A 13,786-nucleotide genomic window follows, 5' to 3' on the forward strand; every position below is an offset into this window, starting at 1 on the left:
TATGAGTTTAACAAGTTTAAAAGACTATACAACATTACATAACGGCGTGAAGATGCCTTGGTTCGGTTTAGGTGTTTTTAAAGTAGAAGATGGTTCAGAAGTAATTGATTCTGTAAAAGCAGCTATAAAAAATGGATATCGTAGCATCGATACAGCTGCAATCTATAAAAATGAAGACGGCGTTGGTCAAGCAATTCGCGAATCTGCTATTCCTCGTGAAGAGTTATTCATCACTTCAAAAGTGTGGAATAGCGATCAAGGCTACGAGTCAACATTACAAGCATTTGAAACTACATTAGAAAAATTAGGTCTAGAATATTTAGATCTATATTTAGTACATTGGCCTGTAAAAGGAAAATACACTGAATCATGGAAAGCTTTAGAGCAGCTTTATAAAGATGGTCGTGTTCGTGCTATTGGTGTGAGTAATTTCCATATTCACCACCTGCAAGACGTATTTGAAATTGCAGAAATTAAACCAATGGTTAACCAAGTGGAATACCACCCACGTTTAGCACAAGAAGAATTACACACTTTCTGTAAAGAACATAACATCCAGCTTGAGGCTTGGTCACCATTAATGCAAGGGCAGCTACTGGATAATCCAACATTACAAGAAATCGCAACAAAATATAATAAATCAACTGCACAAGTTATTTTACGCTGGGATTTACAAAATGAAGTTGTAACGATTCCTAAATCAATTAAAGAACATCGCATTATTAAAAATGCAAACATATTTGATTTTGAATTAAGCACTGATGATATGAAAGCAATTCAAGCTTTAAATGAGAATCATCGCGTTGGCCCAGATCCAGATAACTTTAACTTCTAGTAAGGAAACCACTGCCATATGCAGTGGTTTTTTCGCTTTCAATAAAACTGAAAATTTAAACTATATTTCATTTGATTGACACTTCATTATCTAAGGTGTAAGATTTTGAATTATCAAAGAAACACAAAAATTAATAAAATTTATTTGTTTACTCATTGTATCAAGAGAGGTGGAGGGACTGGCCCTTTGAAACCTCGGCAGCAGGTTCATTTTGAATACTGTGCCACTTCCTGCAAGCTTTGTGCTTGAAAGATAGAATGAGGGACTTCGTTTATATACGGGTGCATAACTTGTACGTAAAAATCCCTCTTTCTCAATATGAAAAGAGGGATTTTTTGTTTTTCATTTCCCTCATCATCATCCAATCTTATTAACTATTTAGGAGGAAAATCAAATGAAAAAGAAGTTTGTACCCGGTATTGCATCAGTTGTAGGAGTAAGTATTTTATTAACTGGTTGCGGTAGTTATAAAAACGAAGCTAGCGGAGCAAATGCAAAAGATGAGGCACCTAGTAAGCAAGTTTTAAATTTATCTTCACCTACTGAGATTCGAACAATGGATACGGCTCGTGCTACAGATACTGATTCTGGTCAAGTAATGAGAAACGTATTTGAAGGTTTGTATAATCTTGGTGAAGGTAACAAACCTGTCCCAGGTGTTGCAAAATCTCATGAAGTAAGTGGCGATAAAACGAAATACACATTCCATTTACGAGATTCAAAATGGTCAAACGGTACTCCTGTTACAGCGAAAGATTTTGTCTTCGCTTGGCAAAGAGCTGTTGATCCAGCAACAGCCTCTGAATATGCTTTTTTATTCTTTGATATTAAAAACGCTAAAAAAATTAATAGTAAAGAGCTTCCAGCCGATCAACTTGGTGTAAAAGCAGTTGATGACCATACGTTTGAAGTAGAATTAGAGCGCCCTGTTCCGTATTTTATTAGCTTAACGGCATTCCCAACATTTCTACCAATCAACGAGGAATTCTTTAAAGCACAAGGTGATAAGTACGCTTTAGAAGATAATAAAATCTTATACAACGGAGCTTTTACACTAAGCGATTGGAAGCATGAACAAAGCTTTAAATTTAAGAAAAACTCTACCTATTGGGATAAAGATAATGTCAAACTCGAAGAAATCAATTTCAACGTTGTGAAAGAGAAATCAACAGAAGTAAATTTATTCGAATCCAAACAATTAGACCGTATAAAACTAACATCTGACTTCGTTGATAAATATAAAAAGGATGCTAACTTTAAAGAACGTCCGAACGTAGGGGTACAATTTTTACGTATGAATCAACAAAATAAAATACTTCAAAACGTTTCTGCGCGCCAAGCAATCGATCAAACAATTGATAGAAAATCCTTTGTAAATACGTTATTAAATGATGGATCTACACCAACATTTGGTCTCGTTCCAAAAAACTTTGCAAAAGGACCTGATGGAAAAGACTTCCGTACTGCAAACGGCGATTTAACAAAAGTTGATACAAAATCTGCACAAGAGTTATGGAAAAAAGCTAAACAAGAGCTTGGTTCTGAAAAGATAACATTAGAATTATTAACGAGTGATGCTGACCTTGATAAGAAAACTGGTGAATTCTTAAAAGGACAACTAGAAAAGAATTTAGATGGATTAACAGTAAATATAAAACCGCAACCACGTAAACAACAAGTTTCGCTTTTATTAAAAGGTGACTACGAAATTGGAATTGATGGCTGGAGCCCTGACTTTGCGGATCCAATTACATTCCTTGAATTGTTTACAACGAATAACCCTTACAACTTAGATCATTACTCTAATAAAGAGTTTGATGACACAATTGAAAAAGTTAAAACTACCTTGGCTGGTGATGAAAAAGCTCGCTGGGAAGCATTACTAGCATCCGAGAAAATATTATTTAAAGACTCTGTTATCGCTCCTCTTTACCAAAAAGGCGAATCTTATTTAGAACGTTCTTATGTGAAAGGAATTGTGCAAGTAGACTTTGCAGGTCAATTAAACTTCAAGTGGGCACAAATTGAAAAATAAAGTGAAATTTTAATCAGCCCTCACCAATTGGGCTTTTACGGGCAGTTGATCCCCCACCTAACTTCTTTGCTTTCACTGAATTCTGAGGTGAGGATCTTACTGCCCGTTAATGCGGGATAAAATGCAACTTAGATCATTGTGTTCCCACCCACACCCATTGTTTTTTTAGCAAAATATATTAAAAGCAGATTCCCTAATATGAGGAAATCTGCTTTTCTAATATATTATTCCAAGAAATTAACACTCCACTTTTTATTATTGACATATAGTTCTTTCCGGTGTTAATATTCTAAATAATCAAAGAAACGAAATATTTTACCATCAAAATATAATGTCTACTAAGTTGAAACATATAATGACAGATTATAGTTCAACATGTATATACATATAGAACACCCAATTACCTATATATACATATTTATAATAGGTTTTCTCTTCTTCTATAGCTACACTTCAAGACATGGACATTATGACGTTACGAACAACACATTTAGGGAGGAAAGAACAATGAAGAAAAAAATTGTACCTGTTGTTGCATCTGTTTTAGGGGCAAGTCTACTACTAACTGCTTGCGGGGGAAATAAAGATAATGCAGGCGGAGCAAAAGCGAACGATAAAGCACCTGATAAACAAGCAATTAACTTATCATTTGCTTCAGAAATTCCAACAATGGATGTTGCAAAAGCGACGGATGGGGAATCCATGAATGTAATGAGAAATGTTTTTGAAGGTTTGTATGCAATGGGAGAAGATAATAAACCAATTCCTGGTGTCGCTGAGTCAGTTGACATTAGTCCAGACAAAACAAAATATACATTCCATCTTCGTGATTCGAAATGGTCAAACGGTACTCCTGTTACAGCAAAAGATTTTATTTTCGCTTGGCAACGTGCCGTTAACCCTGAAACAGCTGCTGAATATGCATTCTTATTCTTTGATATAAAAAATGCAAAACAAATAAACCAAAAAGAAGTAGCAATCGATCAATTAGGTGTTAAAGCTCTTGATGATAAAACTTTAGAAGTACAACTGGACCGACCTGTTCCCTACTTCTTAAGCTTAACAACATTTTCAACATTCTTACCAATTAATGAAGAGTATTTAAAATCTCAAGGTGATAAATACGGTTTAGAAACGAATCATTTAATTTACAACGGGGCTTTCACATTAGATAACTGGAAACATGAACAAAGCTTCCAATTGAAAAAGAACCCTAACTATTGGGATGCTAAAACTGTAAAATTAGAAGAAATTAACTTCAATGTCGTTAAAGATAAGTCTACAGAAGTTAACTTATATGATTCGGGACAAATTGATCGTGTTGCTTTAACTGCGGAATTTGTTGATAAATATAAAAACGATGCAAACTTCAAAGAACGTGCTGAAGTAGGTATTCAATTCTTACGACTAAATCAAAAAAATGCTGTATTAAAAAATCAACATGCACGTCTTGCTATTAACGAAGCAATGAATAAGAAAGCTTACGTAGAAACAATTTTAAATAACGGTGCAATTCCAGCCGAAGGAATGGTTCCTGCGAAGTTCGCAAAGAGCCCAGACGGCAACGACTTCCGTAAAGAGAATGGAAATCTAGTCAAAGATGATGTGAAAACAGCAAAAGAAAACTGGAAGAAAGCGAAACAAGAACTTGGTACTGACAAAGTAACAATTGAACTATTAACAAGTGATAATGCTTTAGCTAAAAAGACTGGCGAATACTTAAAAGGTGAACTAGAAAAGAATCTAGATGGATTAACAGTGACTTTAAAACCTCAACCACGTAAACAACAGTTAAAACTACTATTAAGTGGTGATTACGAAATCGGAATCGATGGCTGGGGCCCTGACTTCGCAGATCCTATTACATTCTTAGATCTATTCACAACAGATAGTGCTTATAACTTCGATAAATACTCTAACAAAGAGTACGACGAGCTTATTCGTAAAGTAAAAACTGATTTAGCTGGTGATGAAAAAGCACGCTTTGAAGCAATGAAGCAAGCTGAAAAAATCTTATTACAAGATGGTGCTGTCGCTCCTTTATACCAACAAGGTCGTTCTTACCTACAACGCGGATTTATTAAAGGACTTGTAACAACTGACTTCGGTGGTGAATTTAACTACAAGTGGACAGAAGTTGCAAAATAATAAAATAAAAAAGGTATCCTTCGTGGGATACCTTTTTTATTTTATACTTCTTTAACTACATGACTTTTTCTCTTTACTATTCCTTTTATAGATACAGTAACCACTGCTACCACTTGTGTAACTAATATAATGACTAATAATGAAATAATATTTTTCTCTAAACTAACTCCCCCAAATATTATTTTGTAATAACCATTCGCTGCATATGTTGCGGGAAATAATCCCGAACGGCAAACCTGTTTTTCCAATGCAGTAATAAATACATATGTATTAATACTAAGAAGACTAAAAGGACGATTATCAACTCTCTTCATATCTCTCTTTTTGTATTGAACCAAAACTCATCATAAATATAATCATAAACATCAAATATGTTCTCCACGTCAAAGAAGGTATATGCCCTGACCAAAGATAGCTAATTAAATAGTTAATTCCCATAATACAAGACGATACTACTAAACTAATACTTATTAGTTTTACATATTTGAGCATACCTTTTCTCCTTACTTTTTACTTTTCTATCTCTTCAAATTGCAAATTCACCGGCTCTTCTAACAGTGTTTCATAAAAGTTCTCTGCCAAATCTGTTGAAGGAATTTTTTCATCTACTTCATCAAATCGAATACTGTCTAGCCATACACAACCTTCTCCTGATAATAAAATACCAAATGCAATACCAAGCGCTCCTTCTTTTATATCTAATACAACCGAGTACGATTGCCAGTTATTCGTATTTTTAATTGGGCGATTTTGCATATTATCCATAGCGAGCGGTTCTGTATCTTTTCCATCTACTCGCATCCACAATCCTGCCCAATCTCTTACGTTTTCACTCTTAACAAATGCTGTAAAACGTAATCTCTTCCCTACATATTTATCTGCTCGGAACATTTGCATTAATGTTGAAAATCCTCCGTGTGTAACATTCTCTTTTGCTTTTATGTATGCAGATACTTTTCCTTGATGGACAACTTCATAATCTAAACCCATCTCATATTCAGCAGGATGACTTCCACCTAAGATCCATCCTTTCGGTATACCTTTTTGCATTGAAACACCCTCTCTTTCTATATAAAATGACTGGAAGTACTTTCGATATTTCTTTGGTGGCAATTGAAACATTCTTTTAAAAGCTCTAGTAAATGCTTCTTGCGAGGAAAAACCATATTGCACTGCAATATTAATAACTGCTCTCTCAGTCGACACTAAAGCTTGTGCAGCATGAGTTAATTTTCTCTTACGAACATAATCCGTTACACTCATCCCGATATAACTTTGAAAAATACGATGAAAATGGTACATCGATACTGCGCTATGAAATGCCACCCTTTCTGTCGTAAGCTCCTCATGTAAGTGGTTCTCTATATATTCAATCGCCTTTTTTATCATCTCTTTATATTCTTCATGCATTTTAGTACCTCCTCACAACTTCAATTTACCATATACATACAAATTATTTTTGATTTAAATTGCGCATTTACCCTTGAAGCTACGAGAAAATAATTTATTTTCAACACATACATAATTACATGATTTTGGGAAAAACTTGTATAGAACAAATTTACATAAGGAGGAATTTATAATGAGAATTTTACTATCAGCTTTATTAGCTCTTATGCTAGTACCTGCATTAACAGGATGTAAAGCTCCTGCAAAAGAAGATACAACTTCTAATAAGAAAACGACTGAAGAAGCAAAAAATGAGGCCCCTGCAGATTTAAAACTAAACTTTAATGAATTTGATTTAAAAGCAGACTATCAAGATACGAAGAAAGACTACGAAGCTGATTATAAAAATGTAGCAGCGGATAAGAAAATGGAAGCAAAAATTGAAGACCATAAAACAGATGTAAAGTTCACAGGCGACGAGGCTATTACAAAATTGAGCCCACTTCTACAAGAGTTGAAATTTGATAAAAATACGCCTGATCAAGAAGTTATTGATCAAGTAGTAAACGTATTCAAACTTGATAAAGACTACCAAAAGTTTGATTTAGAAGTTGTCTTCTCTGATGGAACGAAAAAAGAATATAAAAGAGAAATAAAATAAAGAAGTAGGCGGTTGCCTACTTCTTTATTTTATTTTTTAAGTTTTACATATCTTAGTTCTGGACTAGAACCGATAATGAATTGGACGCCAGATACTGATGATTTTTGTAAATACGAAGAGCTTGGGAAAATAATTGGGATTAATGGTGTATCATCAAACATAATATCTTCTGCTTTATGCAATAAGTCAAAACGTTTATCTTCATTTTGTTCAACTTCTGCTTCTTTTACTAAAGTATCAAATTCTTTATTATGCCATTTTGCATAGTTGTTTGGACCATCACCTGCATATAAATCTAGTTTAGTAATTGGATCTAATAGAGAGCCGCCCCATCCCATATAAGCTAATTGGAAATCACTTTGCTTATATGTGTCGATGTAACTCTTCCACTCTTTATTTTCTAATTTAATATCTACTCCAAGATTTTTCTTAAACATTTCTTGCATTGCTTCTGCTACTTTTTTATGTTGTGTATCTGTAGTGAATTTTAATGTTACTTCAGGTAATGTAGACCAACCTTGCTCTTTCATACCCTCTTCTAATAATTTTTTCGCTTCTGCTGGATCGAATTTTACGTAATCACCTTTTTCTTTACGGAAATCACGACCACCTTGTGTTTTTGCTCCTTCTGGAACAAATGCATATGCTTCTTGTGCATTATTTTTATACAGTTTTTCAACGATAAACTTACGATCAACCGCTAATGAAAATGCTTTACGTACTTTCGCATTTGTAAACGGCTCTTTTTCTACGTTAAACGAATAAATATAAGATGAGAATCCTGCAACACGCTTATATTCTTTGTTTCCTTTTTCTTTTTCAATCATCTCTTGTGGTAAACCACTTAGTAAATCCAATTCTTTTGACTTGTACAATTGGTATGCTGTTTTAGAATCTGGAATAATACGAAACTCAATTTCTTTTAATGTTACCTTTTTATCATAGTATTCTTTATTTTTTTGTACTGTAATAGCTTGGTTATGCTTCCATTCTTTTAACGTGAATGGTCCGTTCGTAATTAACTCTTTTGGATCTGTTTTTAATTTATTATTATCATCAATTGATTTTTTAGATAATGGAATAAATAATGAACTTGCTAATTTTTGTTTAATAGAAGCAACTGGGTGCTCAAGTGTTACCTTTAATGTTTGAGAATCAACGACTTGAATACCAACTTGTCCTTCTTCACCTTTTCCAGTATTATATGCCTCTGCTCCTTTAATAAAATACATTTCTGTCGCATTCATAGAACCCGTTTTCGGATTTAATAATCGCTTCCATGCAAACTCAAAATCATTTGCTGTAATAGGAGAACCATCTGACCATTTAATATCTTTCTTTAAATGAATTGTATATTCAGTTCCATCAGCATTTACTTCTTCTTTCTCTGCTAATTCATTTTGATATTTCCCATCACTATCTTGCGTATATAAACTTGAAAACAACTGCCCAATTATATAACCTGACGTGCTATCTGTCGCAATGGCAGAATCCAGCGTATACGGATCACTACTAATATTCGTTACTAATCGATCTCCCTCTCCCTTACCAGCACTCGCTTTTTGCGTCTCTTTCTTACCGCAAGCAACAGAAGTAATTGCTAAAACAGTCATAATGACAAACAGTAAAAACTTCTTCATCCTACATTCTCCTTTAATCTGAAATTTTTGGTGTTGATGCTAATAATGTTTTTGTATAAGAATGTTGTGGATTACGGAACACTTCGTCCGTATTTCCAAATTCAACAAGTTCTCCTTTATATAGGACAGCCACTTTTTCACATAAATAGTGAACCATCGGTAAATCATGTGCGATAAATAAATATGTATAGCCATGTTCCTTTTGAATCTTTTGCAGCAGATGTACAATTTGGATTTGCAGTGAAACATCTAATGCTGAAATTGGTTCATCAAGGATTAAAACTTCTGGCTCACATAATAACGCTCTTGCAATAGCAATACGTTGACGTTGTCCTCCGCTAAATTCGTGTGGATAGCGATCAATATATCGTCTATCTAATCCAACACGCTCTAGTGCATCAGCTGCGACTTTATCTTTCAATCCTTTATCGCCTAAACCGAATGAAATATAGCCTTCCGTTACAATATCGCGTACTTTCCAGCGCGGGTTTAATGCAGCTGTGGAATCTTGAAAAATAAACTGTACTTTCTGTAAGAAATTTCGCTTATTAGCTGACTTCAGCGTGTGAACAACTTGACCGTTATAATCAATTTCACCAGACGTTGGTTTTTCAATCCCAGCTATGAGCTTACCAAGTGTTGTTTTTCCTGAACCACTTTCTCCGATAACGCCAAGAGTTGTTCCTTTCGGAATGGAAAGTGATATACCTTTTAGCGCCGCAATTTCTTTATTTTTACTTCCATATGTTTTTGTTACTTGCTTTACAGTGATTAAATCTGTCGTCATGAGGCATTCACCTTCTCTTTTGATTTCGCTTGATCGTGCTCAAGAACATGCTGCCAGCAATGTGAACTATGCTCCTCAGAATATGTTGTTCTCTCTGGAAAGCGATGAATGCATTCCTTTATTGCTACAGGACAACGATTCACAAACGGGCATCCAAAACTATTTAACGTTTCAATTGAAGGCGTTGTTCCCTCAATTGCTCTAAGTACCTTTTCTGAATCATCCATATTCGGAATAGCTTGTAATAAACTTTTCGTATACGGATGCTTAGGTGAACCTATTACTTCTTGTATCGTTCCTTTTTCAACAACACGTCCCCCGTACATAACTACTACTCGGTCAGCTACTTCACGTACAAGTGCCAAATCATGAGTAATTAATAAAATACTCGTATTTTGTTTTTCTTTTCTTTCTTTTAACAACTCCATAATTTGCTTTTGAATCGTTACATCTAATGCTGTTGTAGGTTCATCTGCAATAACGAGCTTCGGATGGCAAGCAAATGCAATTGCTAAACAAATACGCTGCCTCATACCTCCGCTCAACTGATACGGGTACTGTTCAAAGCGTTTCTCTGCTTCATGTATCCCTAAATCATTTAGTAAGTTAATCGCAATTTCTTTTGCTTCTTTTTTCGATTTCTTTTCATGTTGCAAAATTACTTCTGTAATTTGTCTACCTACTTTCATCGTTGGGTTTAAAGATGAAAGCGGGTCTTGAAATATAAAGGAAATATCTTTCCCGCGAATTTGATTCCATTCTGCTTCTTGTAAATTAGTTAATTCCTTTGATTGGAAAGATATATTTCCATCATCAATATGAATCGATTCTTGATTTAAGCCGATAATTGATTGTGCTGTAACACTTTTCCCTGAACCACTTTCTCCGACAAGTGCAACTATTTCACCTTCGTTAATAGAAAAGGAAACATGCTTCACAATTGCTTGCTTACTATTCTCTTTTTCAACGGCCAACGTTACGTTTTCTAAAGATAAGATTTGTGCCATGTTTTTTCTCCTTTCGATTACGTTTTACGATTTTCGGATCAATTGCATCTTGCAAACCATCACCAATCGCATTAAATGCGAACATGATTAGTGCAATCATGATTGCTGGGAAGAAAAGTTGCCACCATTCACCGCTTAGTAATGTCCCGAGTGCATCGTTCGTCATCGTGCCCCAGCTTGCCGCTGGTGATTGTACTCCAAGTCCGATAAAACTTAAAAATGATTCTGAGAAAATAGCTGCTGGAATTGTAAATGATAAATTTACGATAATAATCCCCGTTAAGTTTGGAATTAAATGCCCATATATAATTTTCATATGAGGTGTACCTAATCGCTCTGCTGCGATAACAAATTCTCTTTGTTTTAAAGACAGAACTTGCGCTCTAATGAGACGTGCCATGCCGATCCATCCCGTTAACGCAAGGGCGATTATAATTGTAAAAAGTCCTGGCTTCATAACGATTAATAGTAAAATAACAATTAATAAATATGGGATACCGTATAACACTTCAATCCCTCTTATAATCCACTCATCAATTAACGTTCCAAGACGATTACGCCCTCTCACGTATCCACTAAATCCACCGATAAGTACACCGAGCCCTATATCGAGAGCTGCTGCAACTAACCCAACTGTTAGTGAAATTTTCCCACCAGCCCAAGTACGCGCCCAAATATCTCTCCCTAAATCGTCTGTTCCGAACCAATGCTCACTACTAGGTGGTAAATTAGTTGCTTCTTTGACTTGTTCACTTGCAGTAAATGACGTTAAACTTTCGCCAATAAGCGAGAAAACAATAATTAGTAATAACGTCACTGCCCCTAAAACTGCTATAGGGTTTGATATAAACTTGCGAAACACTTCCTTCTTTCGGCTAATCGTTTGCTGATCTTTATTTATCGTTAATTCTTTTTTCTCTTCATTCGTTAATAACTGGTCATTAATTTCATAAGCCTCCATTTAAACATTCCCCTCCTTACGTAATAGAACGAATGCGCGGATCAACAATACGATGAATGATATCTGTAATAAAAATACATACAATTAATAGCGCACTATAGAAAATGGTTGTTCCCATAATTACCGGATAATCTCGGTTAAAAATACTATCTACAAAATATTTTCCTAAACCAGGAATTGAAAAGATTTTTTCAATAACGAAAGTTCCTGTTAAAAGTCCAGCCATTAATGGGCCAACAAATGTAAGTACCGGAACAATTGCATTTCGAAGAGCATGTCTTATAATGATTTTCTTAATTGGTATACCTTTCGCTCTCGCTAGCTTAATATAATCACTCTGCAACACTTCAATCATATTAGAGCGAACAAATCTTGTGATAACCGCGATTGGCCCGAGCGCTAATGCGAAGGAAGGTAATACAGTATGCTCGAAGGTTCCCCAAGACGCCACTGGTAGTAATTCAAATCGAATGGCAAATACTTGTATAAATAGTGGAGCTAAAATAAAACTAGGAATAGAAATACCGAGAATCGCAAGCAAGCTCACACTATAATCAATCACTTTCCCATGATATAGCGCGGCAAATGTACCTGCGGCAATTCCGACTAACAATGAAATAACAAGTGCTTGTAGACCAATAATTGCTGACGGTCCAAAACCGGTTGTTATAATTTCCGATACACCTTGACCCGTCGATTGAACAGATTCACCAAAATCAAAATGAACTACCCCATCCAAATAAGCAACATACTGATTCCATAACGGTTCATCAAGGTGATACTTCGCTCTCATGTTCTGTATCACTTCTTCAGGAAAGATTTTCGCATCTGACGAAAACGGATCCCCTGGAATAATATGCATAATTAAAAATGTTACTGTCGTAATAACCCATAGTGTAAATACCATAACCGATAGTTTTTTAATAACATACACTTCAATAACCCCCTAAACAAATGAATTTACTTTGTTTTATTGACATATTTGTTCCCATTACTCCTTCTCCACTTCTTAAAACACAAAAAGCCTTGATCTTAAAAAATAAGATCAAGGCTTAATAAAACTATGCCCATCACTTATCTTTCAAGACTTGCTTGCTGGAATTAGCACGGTGTTCTATTACAGAACCCGCTGCTGAGGTATCATAGGGCCAGTCCCTCTACCTCTCTGGATAAGTAAATTGCTATATTATTATTTGGTTCAAATTGTATATTTTGAATTATAATTCTGAAAAAATGAAAAGTCAATCTAATTGGATATATTTAGAAAAATCAGTTTTCAGTGGCATTATTTCTTAAAATCACTACTTTAACTTATAATAAAGTGAAACTTTAATCAGTCGGGAGTTTTGTCCATCCTTCACTGATTATTAGCCCACACCAATCGGGCTGCCCGCAAATAGCGGGATAAAATTAATTATTTTAAAGGAGTTATAAGATGGATCCCTTACTCCTAGCCACCATAGGATTGCCATTAACAATTGTCATACTCGTAATCATCGGCTTCTATAAACTCTTCATTAAAAAGAAACGTATCACTTCTTTTTATACTCCATTCGATAATATTACTGGACAAACAATTTCAGAATTTCACGAAGAACAGAAGGTATTAGTATCCGAGGATGAAGACGGAGATGGTAAGAAGAAAAAATAACCTTGCGCATGCGCAAGGTTATTTTTGGGCCTCTGTCTGAAAACGTTTATAGTATGTCGATGCTGTTGCAAAATTAATTTCTATATCACGAATTAATGATGAATCTTCTTCTTTAGCTAACTTCTGTAATTTTTTCATCGCTTGTTCCGATTCATTCAAGAAACCAACATATACCTCATGTTCTTGCTCTTTCGACTTTGGAACACGAATTTCTTTACGCATATTATCAATATCTTCTAACATGCTCGTTGTTACCTTTTGCACATCTTCTTTATATGTAGCATTCGTTATTTCCTTACCGCCCTTTTCTTTTGCCACTTCAAATAACTGTAACGCCTTATTAATTTCTTTATTTATTTTCGTATCATATTTTTCATGTACTGCGCTGTATTCTTTCATTTCTTCTGTTTGCTCAGTGGATTGCTCTACCTTTTCTTTCGGTTCTTTCGTATCTTTATTTCCATTACATCCTGCTAGAAGGATCATACTTCCCATTACAGCAATACCCAAAACCTTCTTCATCTCGAATTCTCCTTTTATCTACAGCTACTACTAATTATAGTTTCTTTTATCTCCACTTGTTATTATACCGAGAACGCCCTACTTTTTACACTTAAGACGATATCTTAATATACATACCAACATTTTTGTCACAGTATCGTCACTTTATGC

General features: G+C 34.9%; 14 protein-coding genes and 2 riboswitches. Of the genes, 5 read left to right on the forward strand and 9 right to left on the reverse strand.

The window, feature by feature from the left end; translation table 11 throughout:
* Nucleotide 1 precedes the first annotated feature (1 nt).
* The 3 genes from QCI75_RS25695 (at nucleotide 2) to QCI75_RS25705 (ending at nucleotide 5,018) form a co-directional block, all read left to right on the forward strand.
* Nucleotides 2-835 carry an aldo/keto reductase gene (locus tag QCI75_RS25695; protein WP_353761413.1) on the forward strand — a complete coding sequence of 278 codons (834 nt, stop codon included), beginning with the start codon at nucleotides 2-4 and terminating at the stop codon, nucleotides 833-835.
* Nucleotides 836-989: 154 nt separating this feature from the next.
* A riboswitch (SAM riboswitch) is annotated at nucleotides 990-1,094 on the forward strand.
* A 135-nt stretch (nucleotides 1,095-1,229) separates the two neighbouring features.
* Nucleotides 1,230-2,870, forward strand: a complete 1,641-nt coding sequence (locus QCI75_RS25700; protein WP_353761415.1) for a peptide ABC transporter substrate-binding protein — start codon at nucleotides 1,230-1,232, stop codon at nucleotides 2,868-2,870.
* Between the two features lie 507 nt (nucleotides 2,871-3,377).
* Entirely contained in the window at nucleotides 3,378-5,018 is a 1,641-nt protein-coding gene (locus tag QCI75_RS25705; protein WP_353761416.1) for a peptide ABC transporter substrate-binding protein, read from the forward strand.
* A 41-nt stretch (nucleotides 5,019-5,059) separates the two neighbouring features.
* Here QCI75_RS25705 and QCI75_RS25710 read toward each other — a convergent pair whose 3' ends face one another.
* The 3 genes from QCI75_RS25710 to QCI75_RS25720 are packed head-to-tail and all read right to left on the reverse strand — an operon-like array spanning nucleotide 5,060 to nucleotide 6,428.
* Nucleotides 5,060-5,332 (reverse strand): hypothetical protein, encoded by a 273-nt coding sequence (locus QCI75_RS25710; RefSeq protein WP_144506603.1) that lies wholly within the window; start codon nucleotides 5,330-5,332, stop codon nucleotides 5,060-5,062.
* Nucleotides 5,319-5,510 (reverse strand): hypothetical protein, encoded by a 192-nt coding sequence (locus QCI75_RS25715; RefSeq protein ID WP_144506604.1) that lies wholly within the window; start codon nucleotides 5,508-5,510, stop codon nucleotides 5,319-5,321. Before QCI75_RS25715 ends, QCI75_RS25710 begins: the two co-directional genes overlap by 14 nt.
* Nucleotides 5,511-5,528: 18 nt before the next feature.
* Nucleotides 5,529-6,428 (reverse strand): helix-turn-helix transcriptional regulator, encoded by a 900-nt coding sequence (locus tag QCI75_RS25720; RefSeq protein WP_144506605.1) that lies wholly within the window; start codon nucleotides 6,426-6,428, stop codon nucleotides 5,529-5,531.
* A gap of 172 nt (nucleotides 6,429-6,600) precedes the next feature.
* Between QCI75_RS25720 and QCI75_RS25725 the strand changes: the two genes are divergently transcribed.
* Nucleotides 6,601-7,068: a YusW family protein gene (locus tag QCI75_RS25725; protein WP_098766990.1), complete on the forward strand. Its 468-nt coding sequence runs from the start codon at nucleotides 6,601-6,603 to the stop codon at nucleotides 7,066-7,068.
* A 29-nt stretch (nucleotides 7,069-7,097) separates the two neighbouring features.
* Here the strand turns inward: QCI75_RS25725 and QCI75_RS25730 are convergent, their stop codons facing one another.
* From QCI75_RS25730 to QCI75_RS25750, 5 genes are read right to left on the reverse strand one after another with little or no spacing between them, the layout of a single operon-like run.
* The gene (locus QCI75_RS25730; protein WP_144506606.1) at nucleotides 7,098-8,708 is read right to left on the reverse strand and encodes a peptide ABC transporter substrate-binding protein; all 1,611 of its coding nucleotides are present in this window, start codon (nucleotides 8,706-8,708) and stop codon (nucleotides 7,098-7,100) included.
* A 13-nt stretch (nucleotides 8,709-8,721) separates the two neighbouring features.
* On the reverse strand, nucleotides 8,722-9,495 hold the full coding sequence (locus tag QCI75_RS25735; RefSeq protein WP_144506607.1) for an ABC transporter ATP-binding protein: 774 nt from the start codon (nucleotides 9,493-9,495) through the stop codon (nucleotides 8,722-8,724).
* Nucleotides 9,492-10,502, reverse strand: coding sequence for an ABC transporter ATP-binding protein (locus QCI75_RS25740; RefSeq protein WP_144506608.1), 1,011 nt, complete (start codon nucleotides 10,500-10,502; stop codon nucleotides 9,492-9,494). Before QCI75_RS25740 ends, QCI75_RS25735 begins: the two co-directional genes overlap by 4 nt.
* Entirely contained in the window at nucleotides 10,459-11,463 is a 1,005-nt protein-coding gene (locus tag QCI75_RS25745) for an ABC transporter permease (protein WP_144506609.1), read from the reverse strand. The genes QCI75_RS25740 and QCI75_RS25745 overlap by 44 nt, the downstream gene beginning before the upstream one ends.
* Before the next feature lie 16 nt (nucleotides 11,464-11,479).
* A complete protein-coding gene (locus QCI75_RS25750) occupies nucleotides 11,480-12,397 on the reverse strand; it encodes an ABC transporter permease (protein ID WP_144506610.1) in 918 nt (305 codons plus the stop codon).
* Between the two features lie 137 nt (nucleotides 12,398-12,534).
* A riboswitch (SAM riboswitch) is annotated at nucleotides 12,535-12,639 on the reverse strand.
* 259 nt (nucleotides 12,640-12,898) lie between these two features.
* On the opposite strand from QCI75_RS25750, the gene QCI75_RS25755 reads away from it, so the two are divergent.
* Nucleotides 12,899-13,114 (forward strand): DUF3951 domain-containing protein, encoded by a 216-nt coding sequence (locus tag QCI75_RS25755; protein ID WP_000371386.1) that lies wholly within the window; start codon nucleotides 12,899-12,901, stop codon nucleotides 13,112-13,114.
* An 18-nt stretch (nucleotides 13,115-13,132) separates the two neighbouring features.
* Here the strand turns inward: QCI75_RS25755 and QCI75_RS25760 are convergent, their stop codons facing one another.
* Nucleotides 13,133-13,636: a hypothetical protein gene (locus QCI75_RS25760; RefSeq protein WP_144506611.1), complete on the reverse strand. Its 504-nt coding sequence runs from the start codon at nucleotides 13,634-13,636 to the stop codon at nucleotides 13,133-13,135.
* Between the last annotated feature and the right edge of the window lie 150 nt (nucleotides 13,637-13,786).

This window comes from Bacillus cereus group sp. RP43, assembly GCF_040459645.1.
Classification (GTDB): domain Bacteria; phylum Bacillota; class Bacilli; order Bacillales; family Bacillaceae_G; genus Bacillus_A; species Bacillus_A mycoides_C.